The organism is Streptococcus sp. HMSC065E03 (assembly GCF_001815045.1).
Taxonomy (GTDB): Bacteria; Bacillota; Bacilli; order Lactobacillales; family Streptococcaceae; genus Streptococcus; species Streptococcus parasanguinis_AD.
Map to the genome: position 1 here is coordinate 78,916 of NZ_KV818847.1, position 19,240 is coordinate 98,155.

The following is a 19,240-nucleotide window of genomic DNA, read 5'->3' on the forward strand; positions in this document are numbered from 1 at the left end:
AATCTATTAGTAATTAAGGAGGAAATCATTATGTCTAGGGTATCTGAAAAATGGTTTGTATAAAAAAATTTATCAGACGGATTACTAATTTTGTAAGTTATATTGGCCACCTTCGGGTGGCATTTTTACTTCTGTGATACTCTTTTCTAGCTTTATCTAGTATTCTTGACTTAGTTTTTATAGAAAGAAGGTCTAAGATGTTAAATAAAGTCAAAACTAAAGCCTTAATTAGTGTTGGAACAGTAGCTGCAACTAGCTTTATTCTCATGATGGGATATACTGCTGGTCAACACTCGACTGTTAAACAAAGTCGCAAAGAAATCGAATTGGCTGCAGCTAAACTTGTAGAGGATAAACAAGCAGAAGATAAAGCCAGCATTTTGTCATCAGATACTGTATTAGTACCCGAAATTCAAGAGAAAATTAGTCAGATAGCCTCTCCAATGGATGCTGCTTTGGAGGGACGCAATCGTCAGAATCCCTTGAGATCAGATTGGGAAGAGGTCAAAGATGAGGTGATGCATCAAGCCCTTCGGATGAAATTTAGCCAAAATCCAGAAATCGCGAAAGAATTGCTCGCGACAGGAGATGTCATCCTCATCGAACATACACGAAATGACGACTACTGGGCTGATGGGGGAGATGGCTCTGGGAAGAACAAGCTAGGCCTTCTCTTAATGCAAGTACGGGAAGAGTTGAAAAACTCTATCCTGTAAGATCTCTCCTCTAGCTATTCCATTTAACAGTCTGGGTTTGGTATAACAGTCAACTAGATAGTTACAATGATCAACAGGAGATATTCCTGAATGTGTAATGAAAGATATTAGTACAAAGAGCGGAGAGCATACATGGAACATAGTAAATTAGAATGGGAAGATGTTATCCAGTTTGAAGAAGTAGAAGGATACGGGAAGTCAATCTGGAAAAATGAGGACAAATATTATTTAGTTTTAGAAGAAGGCACCGTAGCTTCTTGGTTAGTAATCTATGAACTCCCACAAGAATTATTTGCTCTATTAGAGAGTGGAGATAGAACGCTCCAAGAAGTTTCCTGGAAAGTTCAGAATGACTCTTGGCCACCGACGGAAGAAGAGAGAAGAGAATCTAGAAGAAAATTTATAAGCAAACATCCAGCTTCTTTGATAGATGTCCCTAAAAATAGGAAACTTTTTTCTAAGGAAGAACTTGAAGAGTTGATTCCGATTGCTGAGAAGCAGTGGATTGAATCTGGAGAAGAACTTCCAAATGATTATGTATCACCACTTAAGTAAGGAAGATATAAATGAAACCAACAAAACTAGAATGGGAAGATGTTATCCAGTTTGAAGAAGTAGAAGGATACGGGAAGTCAATCTGGAAAAATGAGGACAAATATTATTTAGTTTTAGAAGAGGGAACTGTGGCTTCTTGGTTAGCAGTCTATGATTTACCCCAAGAATTATTCTCTCTATTAGATAGTGGAGAGAGATCACTACTCGAAATATCTTGGAAGATTAAGCATGATTCTTGGCCACCGACGGAAGAAGAAAAGAGGGCTAGTGAGAAACGTTTCATAGAAGAGAGTCCCACATCATTAATTGATATACCTGAAACTAGAGAATTATTTACTCAGGAAGAGCTAAAAAGATTAATTCCGATTGCTGAGCAAATGTGGATTGACTGGAGAGGTAAACTTCCAGATGATTATGTATCACCATTGAAATAGCTTGTAAGGAATTTGTTTATACACTATTAGTTGTAAGCAAGTTCCTGTTTGTACTTTAAGTGGACTAAATGAATCGCTCCGAAAATGTGTCCAAAATAATGACAGAATTCCATTATTACCAAATCAATGGCCATTAGACTGGATAGTGAATATAGGAATTGTACCAAGTTAATGTTTTGAATTATGAAAAATAAATATATGAAATATACAGACAAATTACAAGATTTAATTGACTTAGAATATCCAAGTCAAAAGTTATACCCGGGAATTATACAGGATATATATAACTTAACTAAGTGTATAAGAAGAGGAGAAAATATCGGTGACATTAATTTTTTTAGTTTAGCAAGAAGATTTATAGATGAAACTATGGATTATAAAAGCGAAATTTTAGTAGTCTTAAAACAATTAGAGAAAGAGTTAAAAAAAGAAAATTGATGGACAATAGATTAATTGATTAGATAATGAACCTAAGAATATGTTATGATAAAAGTATAGAGATACAATTATTTAAAGAATTATTACAGACAAAATTTTTGTGCCCTATCAGTATTGATGATCACCAAATATTAATACAAAGAGCGGATAATGTTCATGAAATATAGTAAACTAGGCTGGGAAGAAGTTAGTAAGTTTGAGGAAATAAAAGGTTATGGACAACATATTTGGCGACATCATGAGAAATATTTTTTTGTTACAGATGAAGGGGGAATAGCTGAACAGAGGGTAGTCTATGAATTCCCATTAGAACTATTTCAATCACCCTACCAAGTTTTTCTGAGTTACTTGAAAAGTCTAACTTAATTTGACAATTTAGGCAATAAAGAAATCCTAGACAAGCTTTTGAGCTATTCAGAAGACTTGAAATACCACTATAATCTCTATCAGCTCTTGCTTTTTCACCTTCAGAATAAGGAACCAGAGAAATTTTTTGGACTCATTGAAGACAATATAAAGAAGGTTCATTCTCTTTTTCAGACTGTCTTTAAAACATTTCTAAAGGACAAAGGGAAAATCATCAATGACCTTCAGTTATCCTATTCCAACGCAAAATTGGAAGCGACTAATAATCTCATCAAACTTATCAAACGCAATGCCTTTGGTTTTCGGAACTTTGAAAACTTCAAGAAGCGAATTTTCATCGCTCTGAATATCAAAAAAGAAAGGACGAAATTTGTCCTTTCTCGAGCTTAGCTTTTCTTCAACCCACTAAAGTTGACAAAGAGCCGTAGATTTTAGGTATTTACCTTGTCTACTTAAGAGGTATCATATCATCGAGATAAAGGTGATTTGTTTGTTCCTAAGAATTAGGTTTTAGGTTTGACTTGTGGCAACTTCTGGAAAAAGCTTGTCTAGGATTTTTGGAGTGATAGCTTGTCCAGGACCTTCAGCACAATAGGTGTGAATATACATAGCGGGATTGAAGTTGAGCTCGATACAAGTGAAATGAGGTTTTTCCTTGCTAGCAGGCTGAGTTTTATCTGGAATGATGAGGTCAACCCCGCAAGCCCAGGCCCCCATGCTAGTTGCCATAGCTGCTGCCAATTCTTGGTAAGAGGAATCTATTGTCTCAGTGATATCAATAGAGTCACCACCCGTAGAGATGTTGGAGTTACGGCGGAGATTGACCTTTTTCCCTTCTGGGAGAATATCATCAGGTGCATAACCTTGCTGAGTCAACATCAATTGTTCGATGTCTCCTAGCTTAATGATTTCCAGAGGTGAGCGGTGGTCACGGCCTCGCAATGGATTGGCATTTTTCTGAGCGACTAATTCACGAATGGTGTGTTTGCCATCACCGACAACATTAGCAGCAACACGAAGGAGGACAGACTCACAACGCCCGTCCAGAATGAAGAAACGGTATTCGGTTCCTGGGATAAATTCTTCAACAAGAACAGCTGTATCTTCTGCAAAGGCAATCTCGAGAGCTTTCTTATAGTTATCAAGGCTGGCAGGCTCTTGGAAAATGGAAATGCCCAGCCCGAAGTTGGTTGATTTTGGTTTAACCACAATTTGCTTGCCCTTGATAAGAGGATAGTAGGCTAGACCTTGTTCTAGACTGGTAAATTCGTCGCCGGCAGGGACAGGGAAGCCAGCATCAGCCAGGATTTTTTTGGTCACGGTTTTATTAGCCATGGCAAGAGGAACTACATAGTTGTCTTTTGAGGTCATGTTACCATTTTTGACGTACTCAACATGATCTTTATGCCAGAGTTTAAGGAATTGATCCTGCTCATCTAGGATTTCAAAATGAAGCCCTTTTTGAATGGCATCAAAGAGCAGCATCTGGGTAGAAAGTTCCATCTCCTCATAACCCTTAAGGGCATAGTGGGCAGTCCAGTCGTAATCATGATAGGCAAGCGCCTTGTCAAGGGCAAAGTCAGAAAGGGACTTGTCTTTGATATGAGGAAGAAGTTGAGCAGCTAGTGTCTGACTGGAATCTGCAAAGGCATCTTTAACTTGTTTGACCAGCCCTTGATGATAGTCACCAAGCCCAAAATGTTGCACCAGTTGGTCTAGAGCTGTCGTAATGTTCTGAGTTTCAGCTTCAGAAGGTAGAGGTTCTAAAGGATGAGAGAGGGCAATTTTTTCATTCAGCGCGTGACCTTGAGCCAGAGCCTGATCAACATTTTCAGGGGCATCCAGCCAGAGGAAGGCTAGAAGGAGTAGGTGTACGGTATCCATGGTAGTTTGGCTAATACCGATACGCTCAAAGGGGTTGAGGTCGAAGTTACGGAATTCCAGGTAGGTGATTCCCTTGTCAAGGAAGGAGCGATTAACCTTTTGTCCACGGAAACGAACAGCCGAGTAAAATTCCTTTTCCGCAATCAAATCACCTTGTTCGATATAATTTTCGATGGCAGAGACATAGTCTTCTAGGCTTGCAAAAGATACTTGTATTTCTTCCTTATTGACATAACCATGGTCGCTGTTTCGGAAGGAACGCACGAGTTCTGGCACTTCTTGGTCGAAGAAGCCTTGCTCAGCAATAGGTGCAGCCCCAAAGAGATAGGTAATAACCCAACGGTAGCGCAAGTAGTTTTGAGCCAGCTTAAGATAGAGGGCGTTTTTGAAAGCAATTATATCAATCTGGTCACTTTCTTGGAATAGGGCTTCAACCAAATCTTTCCCTAGTTCCATATTATAGTGGATACCTGAGATAGCTTGTAGTTTAGTTCCGTATTTTTCGGCCAGGTAGTTACGATAATGGCGTTCAAATTCATTTTCCAGTTGGGCAACTTGGATTTCTTGGGCGTTGATACGAGGAGGCATGGACAAGGGCCAGAGAAGTTCATCTTTACTGATGGAACGTCCAGCTACATCGGTAATGGCTCCAAGAAATCGACGAGCCTCAGTGGTAGATTTAGCAACTGGTGTGATGAGTTCCATCTGAAACTCACAAAAATCTGTTTGAATATAAGGGTGGAAACTTCGAGCTCCTAGGCAGGAAGGGTGAGGCGTATGTGCTAATTTTCCCTGTCTATCGACACGAAGACTTTCGCGTTCAATTCCAAAGTTAGCTTGAAGGATAGGGCTAGTAGGCTCCAGCTTTTGAAGCAGTTGATTTATAGTCATAGAGTCACCTTTTCATCTAATGTTAGTGATAGTCTATTATAAATAGGAGAAGAAAACAACTTTCCGCTACGGTTAAGGGGAATTTCCGAATGTTTCAGATAAGAATTCTTAAAACCAGTTGTTTTTTAGCTCTATTATATGCAAAAATTGTAAAATACCCACTGATTTTTATGTAAAATGTTATTTCTCTTGGAATTTAAATCAAATTAGCCTATACTAATGACGTATATATGAGAACGAAAGAATCCCTAGGGTCGGCACTGCACCCATAAAATGAGACACAAGAAAACACTCCTGTTGAAATCTGGTAAACTAGAAACAGGGGTGTTTTGTTATGGTCAAAAAGCATATTCGGTAGAAACTAAACTAGCCTGTATCGAAATGAAGAAGGCAGGCAAATCAAATAAAGTTATCATGGATACCCTCAGCATCAAAAATGCTAGTCAGGCCAAGACCTGGTAGCGATGGTATCAGAATGATGAATTGTACCGTTTCCAACAACCCGTGGGGAAACAATATACTTATGGTAATGGGATGAAACAGTTATCTGAAGTGGAACAGTTACGTTTGCAGGTAGAATTACTAAAAAAGTATCAGAACTTGATAAGAGAATCGACAAAGTAAGTCTTATCAAGCTAGTAGAAGAGTATAAGAAAACGTGCCCTGTATCGATTATTTTAGAATGTTTCGGCGTCAAACGCTCCACCTTTATCGCTGGAAACAGGAGTGTAAGAATTCTCAGAAAAGAGGCGAAATAGCAGATAATGGCTGTATCGAATGGTTTCACTCTGTTCTCAAGTCTGAAACCTTCTATCTCCATAAGTGGAGAAACATAACTGAAGATAGTCTAACAGATATTGTCAAAAATTACATCATATTTTATCCTGATAATTATGTATCACCATTGAAATAGCCTGCGTGGAACTTGTTTAGACACCGTTAGTTGTGGACAAGTTTCTTTTTTTATTTTAGGTGCACTAGATGAATCTCTCCCAAAATGTGTTGAAAATATAAATAGAACTCTGGCTTTCTCCTAATGCAAGTACGGGAAGAGTTGAAAAACTCTACCCTGTAAGCTCTCTCCTCTAGCTATTCCACCTATTTCATGCTAGAATAAAGAAAAACACATTTGGAGGCATTATGAATCAGACAGTGACTTATTTGCAGGAATTGACAGCTATTCCTTCCCCGACCGGTTTTACACGTGAGATCGCAGAATACTTGGTCAAAACCATTGAAAGCTTTGGGTACGAAGTAACTCGGACTGCTAAGGGTGGCGTGAATGTGACCGTTCCTGGTGTGATCACAGACAAGCAACGCTATGTCACAGCCCATGTGGATACCTTGGGGGCTATTGTCCGCGCTGTGAAAGCAGATGGCCGCCTCAAGTTAGACCGTATCGGTGGTTTCCCTTGGAATATGATTGAAGGGGAAAATTGTACAGTCCATGTAGCCAATACAGGAAAGACCCATTCTGGGACTATTTTGGTCCATCAGACTTCTTGCCATGTCTACAAGGATGCGGGAACTGTAGAGCGGACCCAGGACAATATGGAAGTCCGTCTAGATGAAAAAGTGACCAATGAAAAAGAAACCCGTGCCCTTGGCATTGAAGTGGGTGATTTTGTCAGCTTTGATCCCCGGACCATTGTGACAGATACTGGCTTTATTAAATCTCGTCACTTAGATGACAAGGTAAGTGCGGCGATTCTCTTGAATCTTCTGCGCGTGTACAAGGAAGAGCAGATCCAATTGCCAGTAACGACCACCTTTGCCTTTTCAGTCTTTGAAGAAGTGGGGCACGGGGCTAATTCTAGTATTCCAGCTGAAGTGGTCGAATACTTGGCAGTGGACATGGGAGCTATGGGAGATGACCAAGCGACGGATGAATACACGGTATCCATCTGTGTCAAAGACGCTTCTGGACCGTATCACTACGAATTCCGTCAGCATTTGGTAGCCTTGGCAAAAGCCCAAGAAATCCCTTATAAGTTGGATATCTATCCTTTCTATGGATCAGATGCCTCTGCAGCCATGAGCGCAGGAGCAGAAGTGAAACACGCTCTTCTCGGGGCAGGGATCGAATCTAGCCACTCATATGAGCGGACCCACTTGGATTCTGTAGTCGCAACAGAGCGCATGGTCGATGCCTACCTCAAGAGCGACTTAGTAGATTAATAAGGAAAAACTACTCTCAGGAGTAGTTTTTTTAAAGAACTAAAATTTTCTGAAAATTCCTTTTCTTCTGAAAATCTTTGTGGTATAATCTTAAAATAAACTTAAAATTTCTTAAGGAGTTTTACATGAAAAAAAGAAATGTCATTGCACTTGCGGGAGTTGCCCTCCTTTCAGCAGGTATCCTAGCAGCTTGTTCGGGTGGTTCTAAATCATCTAGCTCAAGCAACGGTCAAAAATTCTCATATGTTTATGAGACTGAGCCAGAAAACCTAAACTATATCACATCTGGTAAAGCAGCAACCCACGATATCACTGGAAACTTGATTGATGGTTTGTTTGAAAATGATAAATACGGGAACTTGATTCCATCTCTTGCAAAAGATTGGACAGTTTCGCAAGATGGCTTGACTTATACTTATAAACTTCGTGACGATGCTAAATGGTATGATTCAGAAGGCGAAGAGTATGCGGATGTAACAGCTAAAGATTTCGTCACAGGTATCAAATATGCGGCTGATAACAAATCAGAAATGCTCTACATCATCCAAGATTCTATCAAAGGCTTAAATGACTACGTCAGCGGTAAAAATAAAGATTTCTCAGCTGTAGGAGTAAAAGCAGTTGATGATCATACCCTTCAAATCACTTTGAACCAACCAGAATCTTACTGGAACTCTAAATTGACTCTTGGGATCACTTTCCCTGTCAACGAAAAATTTGTGAAATCAAAAGGGGATAAATTCGCCCAAGCAAGTGACACCAGCTCCCTTCTTTACAATGGTCCTTACATCTTGAAGAGCTTTACTTCTAAATCTTCTATCGAAATGACCAAGAATGAAAACTACTGGGATAAAGACAAGGTCTACATCTCAGATGTGAAATTGGAATTCTACGATGGACAAGACCAAAGTAAATTGGCCAAATCATTCGGTGAAAATGCTCTTAGCTTGGCCAAACTCTTCCCAACTGGATCTGGTTATTCAGAGCAAGCCAAAGAATTCAAAGACGAAATCACCTACACTCCTCAAGATGCCGCTTCTTATGTTATTGGTACCAACATCGACCGTCAATCTTACAAACACACTGCTAAGAAGACCGATGAAGAAAAACAATCTACTAAGAAAGCTCTCTTGAACAAGGACTTCCGTCAAGCGATCAGCTTTGCCTTCAACCGTGAAGCGTATGCTGCTCAATTGAACGGAAAAGACGGAGCAAGCAAGATCATCCGTAACCTCTACATTCCACCAACATTTGTCCAAGCTAATGGCAAGACCTTTGGTGAAATGGTGAAAACTCAATTGGATACCTACGGAGATGAGTGGAAATCTACTAAACTAGACGATGGTCAAAATGGTCTCTTCGATGCTAAGAAAGCGAAGGAAGAGTTTGCAAAAGCGAAGACTGCCTTGGAAGCAGAAGGTGTGAAATTCCCAATTCACATCGATATGCCTGTAGACCAAACCACACCATCAAGAGTTCAACGGGTACAATCCTTCAAACAATCAGTTGAAGAAGCACTTGGTAAAGAAAATATCGTCATCGATATCCAAATGCTTTCGAAAGAAGACCTTCAAAATGTGACCCTCTTTGCGCCAAATGCGGCTGGCGAAGACTGGGATCTCTCTGATAATGTTGGATGGAGCCCTGACTACCAAGACCCATCAACTTACATGGATATCTTGAAAGCTTCATCTGGTGAAAATACTAAGACTTTCCTTGGATTTGACCCAAGTGAAAACAATGAAGCAGCTAAAAAAGTTGGTCTGTACGACTTTGAAAAGATGATCAAAGATGCTGGTGCAGAAACACAAGACGTCAACAAACGCTATGAAAAATATGCGGCAGCGCAAGCTTGGTTGACTGATAGCGCCCTTGTTATGCCAACTTCTTCATCAACTGGACGTCCATTCTTGACACGTATCGAACCATTCTCAGCTCCATTTGCATGGACTGGTGGTAAAGGAAAAGACAACGTGATCTACAAAGGAATGAAACTCCAAGATAAAGCTGTGACAACTGCTGACTACAACAAAGCCCTTGAAAAATGGCAAAAAGAACAAGCAGAGTCAAACAAGAAAGCACAAGAAGATCTTAAGAAACACGTCAAATAAGGATCGATAACCGAGGCTGATGCCTCGGTTTTTTTTGGATCAGATGAACATCTGTTTGATATAAAAACGCTTACATAGTATAATAGGAGTGTTGATTACAAAAAGTGAGGAGATTGACATGAAAAAGAAAACAATGGTTTCCATTGTCGCATCGAGCTTACTGATCGCGCCGATGGTCTTGCATCAAGTAGTAGCAGCAGACGAGCAAACGGAAGAGTTAGCCCCATCGACAGAAGTGGTCCATGCTCCATCTACTGAAGCAAGACCGACAACAAGTGACGCAAGTACTGTCACTAGTGAAGAAGCAGCAAACTTGAATGAGGCATCGCTGGATCGGACAGCAGTTGCCAATCAAGCAAACCCTGCTACAGAAGAACACACAAGACAAAGTGAGCCTACGGTCCCAGTAGCAACTCCAGCAGCAACAAACAGGGAAGTTGCGCCTCAAGCTGCTTCTACTTCAGAAGCTTCGGTAACAGCCCAGGATTTGGCAAAGGTCACAGGTAGCACCCTTGCAGAGGATCAGACCTCTAAAGAGTTGACGGTCCAAGATGCTGTTAATGGCTTGCTTCAATGGGCAGCAACAGATCCTAGCCAACTGGGCCAAAGCCAAGCAGATCGCGAACGCTTTGCCAAGAGTTTAGGCTTGATTGAAAAATCAGAAGATCTGACTCGTAAGGTCAGTCAGCCAGAATTGGCCAAGATGTATGAAACAGCTAAAAAACTCTACGATGCCTATCGTGCTGAAAAGAAAAGCCCGCTCTTTTTAAATGGTCGTGCCCAGCCTATTTTCCCTTATACGACAGGAGAAAAAGCAGACCAAGACTACAAATATGAAGATAGCCAAATTGTACGCTTCCCAGTCTATGTCGAAACAGACTACGATACCGATGCAGATGGCAAGCCTGACTTGGTCAAAGCCATTGTTCAACTACCAAAAGCCGTAGCGCAAGGTGATTTTAAGGCAGCCACTATTCTGGAAGCGCGTCCTTACGTAGCAGGAACACTCGATGAAAACTACGTGACCCTTGAAAGTCTGGGGCTTCCGACAGACGGCAGCTACGACATGAAGAAACTGCACAGCCAACCTGCAAAGAGACAGCCAGTTGGCAGTGAGACGACAGTAAAAGCAGCGAAAAAAGCCAAAGCATCGGATTGGTACTACTACAGTCCCTACGAGTATATCTATGACTACGAAGATCTCAACTGGTATGACTATTTTTTGGTCAGGGGCTATGCCTTTATCTCAAGTGCTGGACTTGGGACCAAGGGATCCGAAGGCTTTAACACGACAGGGTCTGATCTCGAAATCAATGCCTTCAAGAATATCATCGAATGGGTCAATGGCAAACGCAAAGCCTACACCGATAAGACTAGCAATATCGAAATCAAGGCAGACTGGGCAAGTGGCAATGTCGCAATGACCGGTTTATCCTGGGCTGGCACCACAACCTTTGGTGTGGCAGCGACTGGCGTAGAAGGCCTAAAGACCATCGTTCCAGCAGCAGGGATTGCCTCTTGGTATGATTATTTCAATAGCCAAGGAACCCAATTTGGCAATGCGCCTTATAGTGACCTTTCATGGCTCTCCCTCTACGTTAGCACACGGATGCTGGACCAAGACGATTGGGCAGGGATTTGGCAAAACTATTCCAACTACATTAACCAATTAAACAAGGACCAGTACGCTCATGATCGCAATTACAGTGATGTCTGGAAAGAGCGGGATTATACCCTTCATCCGGAAAATCTCAAGACCAGCGCCCTGATCGTCCATGGCCTGAATGATGACAATGTCAAGACCAAACACTTTGAACTTATGTACGATGCCCTCAAGAAAGCAGGACAAGATGTTAAGCTCTATCTCCACCAAGGAGATCACGTCTATCCGGCGGCAATGTCAAGGGGATACGGCATCACCGCCAATGGTCAGGACTTTTATGACCTGCTCAATACATGGCTGACCCATTACCTTTACGGAGTGGATAATCACGTCGAAAGCTTGCCAGCGGTTCTAGCTCAAAACAACTATGATCCAAGCAAGTGGACCAGCTATGATAACTGGAAGAGCAGTCAACGCCTCTTCTTGAATGCAAGCTCGAAACGGCTAGAAGAAACCATTTCTAGTGATTATGCGGCTGCTGGTGTGGAGATCGCTAACCGTAATGAAACCGTCAGCAAAGCCTCTTCTAAGGCCAATCTGACCTTCGTTTCTGATGTTACTGAGGACACTACGATCAAGGGCCACATCCCCGTTCATTTCAAGGCGGCTCTTGCCAAGGGTCAAGGAAAGAATTTCCAAATCAATGCCCTCTTGGTAGATGTGGCAGATGAGGACTTTGACGTGGTAGGAAATGGTAGCGTCAAGCAAGATAAAACAGCAGACGGTTTCTGGATGGGAAGCAATCTAAGCAACCTATCTGTTGCCGAATACGAAACCATCAAGACCAAGTACAAGGTGATTGCAAAAGGGTGGATCAACCTTGCGAACCCTGAGTCTGGCTACGATTCAGCAAGCTCACGCGCTAGCATTGAGCCAAAGGTGGGAGAATACCACGATTACACGGTTTATCTCCAACCAAATCTCTATACGGTTAAGAAAGGTCACAAGTTAGCCCTAGTCTTTAACACCTATGACCCATCTGATTTAACGGTGGAGCATCCCTATGAAGTGACCTTCAAGACAGATTCTATCCAGGTGGCGATTCCAATTGTCGAAAAGACCCGCGCCCAAAAGGTAGCCTATGTACCAAGTGCAACAGATACAGACTATGCGAATTTACCAGAAGTTGAAGGTGCTGCTCTAGTCGCTCCAGAAGTCCACTACAAGGAAGAATATAGGCTTCCAAGCCCAGAATACTTTGTCCAACCAAGCCAAACTCTTCCTGAAAAAGAAGAGCAGATGCAAAGAGAATCAGCAAGACAAGAGCAATCTCGTCTTACACTAGCTGTATCCTATGGCCCTCAATTTGTTTCACAAGGATTGGCAGAAGATCCTCAAGTTGCGACTTCTGCAGTAGGAGGAGAACAAGCAGATCATACGCTTCCTCAAACAGGGAGCAAAGAACATGCTCTGGGTCTCTTAGGTCTGTTTACCCTGACAGCTTCTAGCCTCGTCTTTTGGCGCAAGAAGAAAGAAGATGCCTAAGGAGTCCCCGTAGCAAATATTTCTAAAATGGCATTATTTAGTGTAAAATAAAAGTAGAAATGCAGAATCAGTAGATGCCTACTGAAAAAGGAGGAAATATGGCACACGTAATCACAGATGCAACTTTTGAACAAGAAACCAGCCAAGGCCTTGTCTTGATTGACTTTTGGGCAACTTGGTGTGGTCCATGTCGCATGCAAGCACCGATCTTGGATCAGTTGGCAGAAGAAGTACATGAAGATGATTTGAAAATCTGTAAGATGGATGTCGATGAAAATCCAAATACAGCGCGTCAATTCGGTATCATGTCGATCCCAACTCTTCTCTTTAAAAAAGATGGCCAAGTCGTGAAACAAGTGGCTGGAGTTCATACGAAAGCCCAATTAAAAGAAATCATTGCAGAATTGAGCTAAAAAGAGAGAGTGGGACAGAAATCGGTAATTCGTTAGAATTCGATTTCATCGTCCCACATCCGCACAGTTGAGTAGGGCTGTAAAAGCTGATGAAATCAGCGTATTAGAGCCCACTCAACCACTGCATCATGCAGTTATTTCTATCAAATATCGAAGGCTGGATAATTTTTCCAGCTTTTTTTGATGCTCTTTATTTCTTTCAAATAGACGCGATACCCGTTGACAGCGCTTTCTTATAATGCTAAAATGAAGCTGTATTTCCTATAAAAATTTTACAGGAAAAAATTCTCCTAGGAACAGGTAGATCCTAGGAGAAAATCACATTTATTGGTTATTGGCCCTCTGTATCTTGGGCTACCCAGACGCTGACAGAGCGTTCTGCCACTGGGAATTCGGCAGTACCATCTTCTCGAACTTGGACAGTTTCGCTACAATTTTCAAGGACATCATAGTAGGTGAGGCCTGCGTAGGATGAGCCGATCTCCATGACTTTTGTAGCAGCTTGGTTATTGGAAATCAAGCAGGCGATTGGTGCTGATTCTTCTGTACCTGAACGTGTCCAACCGATGCAATTAGGATCATCGAAATAGTCCGTTTGTTCCCCATAAGCCAGATCTTTACGAACCCATAAGAGTCGATCGAGGACCCCTTGGAAACTTTCTTGCGCAAATTGGCCCTCGATACCGTAGTAGTCTCCATAGAAGACACAAGGCAAACCAGCTTCACGAAGTAAGATCAAGGCATAGGCTGCAGGCTTAAACCATTCTTGGATGGTAGATTCCAAGGCTTGCCCTCGTTGGGTATCATGGTTGTCCACAAAGGTTACGGCCTGTTCAGGATGATTGAGCGCTAGTGTTCCGTCAAAAATAGTTCGAAGGTCGAAATTTTCACCTTCTTGACTAGCTCGGAAGAGATTTTGGTGGAGAGCCACATCGATCAAGTCGTATAAGTAGTCAATGCTTTCCAAGTACTCATCGTTGGTTTCTGTGTCCCCATTCCAAAATTCACCAAAGACGTAGAAATCTTCACCATACTTTTGGGTAATATTGTGGATGAAATTCTTCATAAAGAAGGAGTCGATGTGTTTGACCGCATCCAGACGGAAGCCCTCAACCCCTGTTGTTTCAATAAACCATTCAGCCCATTGGTCGAGATTTTCTACAACCTCGGGATGTTTGAAATCGATATCGGCGTACATGAGGTAATCGTAGTTTCCGTTTTCCTTGTCAACCAGATCTCCATGGGCCCAACCTTTGTTGTCCCCTTGGATTTGGTAGATCCCACTTTTATTACGTGAAGCATCGTAGTCCGTACCGGTGAAATGGTACCAATGCCAGTGGAAGTCATTATAGGCGCCATTTCGGCCATCAAAGGTGAATTTGGTCCATCCTTGAATGGTGAAAGGTTCGGTAAGGATCTTGTTTCGATCCATCGGATCGACCTCAACGACCTCGAATTCTTCTAAGCCATCTGCAGCAGCTTTGTGGTTGAGAACGACATCGGCCATTGGTTGAATCCCTGCATCTTTGAGGGCTTGGATGGCTTGAAGATAATCGTCTTTGAAACCGTATTTGGTACGAACCGTTCCTTTTTGATCGAACTCGCCCAAATCAAAGAGGTCATAGACTCCGTACCCAACGTCATTGTTAGAAGTAGCTTTAAAGGCAGGTGGCATCCAGACCTTGCGAATACCCAAGTCTGCTAAGTGTTGCGCATCTTCAGCAAGACGCGTCCAGTGGTTCCCATCAGCGGGCAAATACCACTCAAAATATTGCATTAAGGTTTGATTTTCCATCGTTATTTCTTCTTTCATGTGAATGTCCCTATTTTACCAAAAATAGTTGGATGCGACAAACGTTTGCGCTGGAAGCAAGCCCTTTCTGGAAAAGAAATCGCATACATGAAAGAAATAAAGTGAGAATATAAAAAGTAGCATTTTATTTACGTAGAAATATCAGTCTGATACATATATTTCTATTTATTTTATAGTTTGATCATATCAAAGGAGGATTGGTTTGAAAGTGAAAACCACCAATAGAGAGAGCATCGAAACGATTTTTACCGAAGCCTTGGCGATTCCAAGCTTCACCAACACGGAGACAGAGCAAGGAATCGAAGCCTTCCTGGATCAACGGATTGCCCAAATCCCCTATTTTAAGGAACATCCGGACCACTTTGGGCGCTATCAGGTACCACAGGATCACTTGCATCGGTCGGTCAATTGGGCCTTGGTCGATAAAGGCAAGAAAAAAACTCTTATCTTGTTTCACCACCATGATACAGTCGATCTTGAAGACTATGGACATTTGTCGGAGATCGCGCTCGATTCTGAAAAAGTAGCAGCAGCCTTGAAAACACTAGATATGCGACCAGATATCCAGGCTGATTTAGCTTCTGGTCAATGGAAATTTGGCAGAGGTTCTTGCGATATGAAAGCAGCCTTGGCCCTTCAATTAGGGGTTCTGGAAGCCTATGCGGCGGATCCCTCAGGAGGTCAGGTCAATCTGCTCTATCTCTCTGTTGGAGACGAGGAATCCTATTCACGTGGGATGCGGGGAGCTTTGGGGCTCCTGACAGATTTGCAGGAAAAGTTTGATCTGAATTATGTATTAGCAGTGGATTCGGAGCCCTTTGAATCAGATCTAGAAAAAGAAAAAGTCCTTCACATTGGCACAGTGGGTAAACTCATGCCAGTCGTTGTGGCGCAAGGCGTCTTATCCCATATGAAGGAGCCTCTTAAAGGGATCAATGCCTTGTCCCTCTTAGTGGCTATCGCAAGTCAGTTAGATCTTCATCCCGATCTGGCTGATCAGGCCTTGGGAGAAACGTCTCCCCTTCCTTCTTGGTCCTATCTCAGAGATTTGAAGGAGCAGTACGATGTATCGACAGTACTCTATGCGGCTGGTTATTTCAGTGTGCTGCATTTGAAGAAAACACCCCAAGAGCTCTTGCAACGAATCTATGAGCTTAGTCAGGAGGCCTTGGATGCCTTTTACAAGAAGTATGAGCACTTGCAGGATCAGGCTGGCCAAGACCATATGATTGCAAAGCCAAGAGTCATCACCTATCAAGAACTAGAGGAACGTTGCCAAGCCTTAGAGGGCTACCAAGCCTTTAGAGAAGCTTCTAATAAAAAAGCGGAGCAAGATTTTCGTAATGGGACCAGCTACCAGAGCCTTGCGATTCAGCAAATCCAGCGACTCCTTGAGTTTCTCGGAGATAAGGATCCTATGGTGGTCATCGGTTTTGCGCCCCCATATTATCCTTCCATGAATTGCCGCTTTTTAGACAATACCGATTTCAATATCGTGTCCCTCATCACTGATTACCGCGAGTATCTGGACACAAGAGGTTACCTCTTAAAAGTGGAAGAATACTTTATGGGGATTAACGACACCAGTTATTGTGCCTTGGAAAAGGATGTGACTTCTTATCAAGTCGTCCTAGATAGCCTAGCCACACCAGCTCAAGTCTATGATCTGGATCTGGAAAAAATTGCCCAAATTCAGGTCCCAGCAGTTAATCTAGGACCATGGGGTAAAGAATTGCATAAGCGAGGAGAGCGGGTCTACAAAGAAGACTTCTTGGAGACCATTCCAAACTATCTGCTAGAATTGCTCTACCATTTCGATGATCGCTTATCAACAGAATAAGAAAAAACGGTCCCAATGAGGATCGATTAGGGAGTTAACATGATTACATTTCACGGAGTTACCAAAGATTACGATGGGCACATTGCCCTTAACCACTTGGATCTGACCATCGAAGATGGGCAAATTGTCGGCCTGATTGGCCATAACGGAGCTGGAAAGTCAACGACGATTAAGAGCCTGGTCAGTGTCATCACCCCAACCACTGGATCCATTGAAGTAGATGGTCAGGACCTCTATAGCCATCGACTGGCGATCAAAAAGAAGATCGGTTATGTGGCAGATTCGCCAGATCTTTTCTTGCGTCTCACAGCCAATGAATTCTGGGAGTTGGTTGCGACCTCTTATGATATGAGTCAGAAAGACTGTGATCAACGATTAGAGGAGCTTCTTAGGATCTTTGATTTTCAGAGCCACCGCTATGAAGTGATTGAATCCTTTTCACATGGGATGCGCCAGAAGGTCTTCGTTATTGCAGCCCTCTTGTCAGATCCAGATATCTGGGTCTTGGACGAACCGATGACCGGTTTGGACCCACAGGCTTCTTACGATTTAAAACAAATGATGCGCCAGCATGCGGATCGTGGCAAGACGGTTATTTTCTCTACCCACGTCTTAGAAGTGGCCGAACAACTCTGTGATAAAATCGCCATTCTCAAAAAGGGAAATCTCATTTTCTATGGGACGATCGAGGAATTGAAGGGCCAGCACCCCGAACAAAGTCTGGAAAGTATCTATCTCAGCCTAGCGGGTCGTAAGGAAGAAGGTGGCGATCATGCGTCTTAAGATGATCCAGCAACTGGTCAATGTCAATATCATCTATGCCAGTCAGCCCGCTCAGATCGCAAAATTACGTGCCAAACAGGCAAAAAAACCGGACGTCAAACTCAATGTCGCCCGCAAATCGGTGCTCAACTACCTCTTTTTAGGATTGGTCTATTTCCTCATATTTGGCTTGCTCTTTAGTATCTATGATTTTGTGAACCAACCAGCCTTCTTTGTCAATATGGTCGCCCTCTTTTCCTTGATGACCATTTCCCAAGGTTTTATGAGTTTTTACAATGTCTTTTATGAAAGCAAGGACCTGCAGTTTTACCGCCCCTATGCCTTCTCAGATGCAGAAGTCATAGCAGGAAAGAGCATCTCGGTCATCCTGACTCTTCTCATGGCTATCCTTCCCTTGGTCAGCTATTTTCTGATCCTGCCTGTCCAAGCAGGCGGCTTCAATCCGTTAGGCATCCTGCTAGGCCTCTTTTGTGCCTTAATTCTCTTAGGCGTTCTATTTTTAGCGACGATTTTACTAGCTCATTTGATCACCAAGACCCTCTTTTTCAAAAAACACACGACCCTGGTCTCCAACATCATGGTCGGAATTGGTTCCCTTCTGAGTCTAGGAGCTTATCTCTATCTTAATCTAGTCCAGACCCATCGGGTAGAAGTGACGGGGGGCGCAGATATTCCCATTCTATTTCCACCTTTTACGGCCTTTCATCAGTTTATCCTCCATCCTTTTGATGGAGAAGCGATCCTAGGCCTCTTAGGATGGATCCTGGTCCTTCTGGTCTTGATTGGCCTGGTTCGCAAAATCGTGATCCCGCAGTTCTATGATGCAGCCCTTGCAGTTGCGACCAACCAAACCGTTAAAGAGCGTGTGAAAGCCATCCATGTGGGCCAGAAAGACTCCTTTAGACAGTTTGTCATTCAGTATCATCGCAGACTCTTGAGCGATGGAACTCTTTTGGTGCAAGTCCTCTTGATGATGAGTATTCTGCCATATATTTTCCTCCTCAGTGGAGCAGCAGGAGCATCGAAAAATATAGGAGGACTCAGTTCTTACTTGACGCCCCAGTATCTGGTACCACTGACCCTTGTTGCCATCTTGATTGGTGTTTTCAATAGTTTTGGTGGCTTGACTAGTATCGGTATTTCTCTGGAGCGCGAAAACTTTGAGTACTTGAGATCCCTCCCTATTGATTTCAAACGCTATCTCTTCATGAAGTTTTGGTTGCTTTATTTGGTGCAATCCATCCTTCCTGTCATTCTTCTAGTTGGCGTTTGTCTCTATTTTGGCGTCCATCCCTTAGCTATCCTAGCCATGTTGCTGATCTGGGTCGTAACAACCATTCCGATCTGCATTCGAGACTATGTCAAAGATTTTCAGAACTTTAGCACCAATTGGACCAATATCACAGAGTTGATGACCCGTCATCGTGGGAATGCAGTTCTTCAGTCTATTCTCTTGATTGTCTTTCTCTTTGTGATGTTTCTTTTGATTATTGTCAGCTTTATTTGGACCTATCATTCCGTCAGCACCCTACTGGCTGTGATCCTTTATAGTATCATCCTGTTAATCGGAGCAGGGATCAGTTCTACCATCTACCGCAAAAAAATCCGCACTCTCTACCAAGAGATCGGAGAATAAAAAGAGAGAGTGGGACAGAAATCGGTCATTCGTT

At 42.6% G+C, this 19,240-nt stretch carries 13 protein-coding genes and 3 pseudogenes; 14 read left to right on the forward strand and 2 right to left on the reverse strand.

What is annotated here, in order from left to right:
- Nucleotides 1-197 precede the first annotated feature (197 nt).
- From HMPREF3002_RS11405 to HMPREF3002_RS03355, 6 genes and pseudogenes are all read left to right on the forward strand, one after another.
- Nucleotides 198-689: pseudogene (locus tag HMPREF3002_RS11405) on the forward strand (NADAR family protein); the annotation flags it as partial.
- Between the two features lie 159 nt (nt 690-848).
- Entirely contained in the window at nt 849-1,271 is a 423-nt protein-coding gene (locus tag HMPREF3002_RS03335) for a hypothetical protein (RefSeq protein WP_070665278.1), read from the forward strand.
- 11 nt (nt 1,272-1,282) lie between these two features.
- Nucleotides 1,283-1,705, forward strand: a complete 423-nt coding sequence (locus HMPREF3002_RS03340; RefSeq protein ID WP_070665279.1) for a hypothetical protein — start codon at nt 1,283-1,285, stop codon at nt 1,703-1,705.
- A 198-nt stretch (nt 1,706-1,903) separates the two neighbouring features.
- Complete coding sequence (locus HMPREF3002_RS03345) at nt 1,904-2,143, forward strand: hypothetical protein (protein WP_141754482.1); 240 nt, start codon at nt 1,904-1,906, stop codon at nt 2,141-2,143.
- Between the two features lie 156 nt (nt 2,144-2,299).
- Entirely contained in the window at nt 2,300-2,509 is a 210-nt protein-coding gene (locus HMPREF3002_RS11255) for a hypothetical protein (protein WP_049506603.1), read from the forward strand.
- Between the two features lie 6 nt (nt 2,510-2,515).
- Nucleotides 2,516-2,899 (forward strand): annotated as a pseudogene (locus HMPREF3002_RS03355) (ISL3 family transposase); the annotation flags it as partial.
- A 120-nt stretch (nt 2,900-3,019) separates the two neighbouring features.
- On the opposite strand, the gene gshAB reads toward HMPREF3002_RS03355, so the two are convergent.
- Nucleotides 3,020-5,284, reverse strand: a complete 2,265-nt coding sequence (gshAB, locus tag HMPREF3002_RS03360) for a bifunctional glutamate--cysteine ligase GshA/glutathione synthetase GshB (protein WP_070665281.1) — start codon at nt 5,282-5,284, stop codon at nt 3,020-3,022.
- Nucleotides 5,285-5,665: 381 nt separating this feature from the next.
- On the opposite strand from gshAB, the pseudogene HMPREF3002_RS11320 reads away from it, so the two are divergent.
- The 5 genes and pseudogenes from HMPREF3002_RS11320 to trxA all read left to right on the forward strand — a co-directional run.
- Nucleotides 5,666-5,872, forward strand: a pseudogene (locus HMPREF3002_RS11320) (IS3 family transposase); the annotation flags it as partial.
- A gap of 552 nt (nt 5,873-6,424) precedes the next feature.
- On the forward strand, nt 6,425-7,462 hold the full coding sequence (locus HMPREF3002_RS03370; RefSeq protein WP_070665282.1) for a M42 family metallopeptidase: 1,038 nt from the start codon (nt 6,425-6,427) through the stop codon (nt 7,460-7,462).
- A gap of 125 nt (nt 7,463-7,587) precedes the next feature.
- Nucleotides 7,588-9,573, forward strand: coding sequence for a peptide ABC transporter substrate-binding protein (locus tag HMPREF3002_RS03375; protein ID WP_070665283.1), 1,986 nt, complete (start codon nt 7,588-7,590; stop codon nt 9,571-9,573).
- A gap of 118 nt (nt 9,574-9,691) precedes the next feature.
- A complete protein-coding gene (locus HMPREF3002_RS03380) occupies nt 9,692-12,721 on the forward strand; it encodes a CocE/NonD family hydrolase (RefSeq protein WP_070665284.1) in 3,030 nt (1,009 codons plus the stop codon).
- Between the two features lie 98 nt (nt 12,722-12,819).
- Entirely contained in the window at nt 12,820-13,134 is a 315-nt protein-coding gene (gene trxA, locus HMPREF3002_RS03385; protein WP_003002728.1) for a thioredoxin, read from the forward strand.
- Nucleotides 13,135-13,465: 331 nt separating this feature from the next.
- On the opposite strand, the gene HMPREF3002_RS03390 is transcribed toward trxA, so the two are convergent.
- Nucleotides 13,466-14,947, reverse strand: a complete 1,482-nt coding sequence (locus tag HMPREF3002_RS03390) for an alpha-amylase (RefSeq protein WP_083312655.1) — start codon at nt 14,945-14,947, stop codon at nt 13,466-13,468.
- Nucleotides 14,948-15,155: 208 nt separating this feature from the next.
- Between HMPREF3002_RS03390 and HMPREF3002_RS03395 the strand changes: the two genes are divergently transcribed.
- From HMPREF3002_RS03395 to HMPREF3002_RS03405, 3 genes are read left to right on the forward strand one after another with little or no spacing between them, the layout of a single operon-like run.
- The gene (locus HMPREF3002_RS03395; RefSeq protein WP_070665373.1) at nt 15,156-16,787 is read left to right on the forward strand and encodes a M20/M25/M40 family metallo-hydrolase; all 1,632 of its coding nucleotides are present in this window, start codon (nt 15,156-15,158) and stop codon (nt 16,785-16,787) included.
- Nucleotides 16,788-16,826: 39 nt separating this feature from the next.
- The gene (locus HMPREF3002_RS03400) at nt 16,827-17,570 is read left to right on the forward strand and encodes an ABC transporter ATP-binding protein (protein ID WP_003010968.1); all 744 of its coding nucleotides are present in this window, start codon (nt 16,827-16,829) and stop codon (nt 17,568-17,570) included.
- Complete coding sequence (locus HMPREF3002_RS03405) at nt 17,560-19,206, forward strand: hypothetical protein (protein WP_070665286.1); 1,647 nt, start codon at nt 17,560-17,562, stop codon at nt 19,204-19,206. The genes HMPREF3002_RS03400 and HMPREF3002_RS03405 overlap by 11 nt, the downstream gene beginning before the upstream one ends.
- Nucleotides 19,207-19,240 lie beyond the last annotated feature (34 nt).

Bases quoted from the DNA above. Each gene is read 5' to 3' on its own strand.
- HMPREF3002_RS03340 (WP_070665279.1), top strand. From the start codon at position 1,283: ATGAAACCAACAAAACTAGAATGGGAAGATGTTATCCAGTTTGAAGAA.
- HMPREF3002_RS03370 (WP_070665282.1), top strand. From the start codon at position 6,425: ATGAATCAGACAGTGACTTATTTGCAGGAATTGACAGCTATTCCTTCC.
- HMPREF3002_RS03345 (WP_141754482.1), top strand. From the start codon at position 1,904: ATGAAATATACAGACAAATTACAAGATTTAATTGACTTAGAATATCCA.
- gshAB (WP_070665281.1), bottom strand. From the start codon at position 5,284: ATGACTATAAATCAACTGCTTCAAAAGCTGGAGCCTACTAGCCCTATC.
- HMPREF3002_RS03400 (WP_003010968.1), top strand. From the start codon at position 16,827: ATGATTACATTTCACGGAGTTACCAAAGATTACGATGGGCACATTGCC.
- HMPREF3002_RS03390 (WP_083312655.1), bottom strand. From the start codon at position 14,947: ATGAAAGAAGAAATAACGATGGAAAATCAAACCTTAATGCAATATTTT.
- HMPREF3002_RS03380 (WP_070665284.1), top strand. From the start codon at position 9,692: ATGAAAAAGAAAACAATGGTTTCCATTGTCGCATCGAGCTTACTGATC.
- HMPREF3002_RS03335 (WP_070665278.1), top strand. From the start codon at position 849: ATGGAACATAGTAAATTAGAATGGGAAGATGTTATCCAGTTTGAAGAA.
- HMPREF3002_RS03375 (WP_070665283.1), top strand. From the start codon at position 7,588: ATGAAAAAAAGAAATGTCATTGCACTTGCGGGAGTTGCCCTCCTTTCA.
- HMPREF3002_RS11255 (WP_049506603.1), top strand. From the start codon at position 2,300: ATGAAATATAGTAAACTAGGCTGGGAAGAAGTTAGTAAGTTTGAGGAA.
- HMPREF3002_RS03405 (WP_070665286.1), top strand. From the start codon at position 17,560: ATGCGTCTTAAGATGATCCAGCAACTGGTCAATGTCAATATCATCTAT.
- trxA (WP_003002728.1), top strand. From the start codon at position 12,820: ATGGCACACGTAATCACAGATGCAACTTTTGAACAAGAAACCAGCCAA.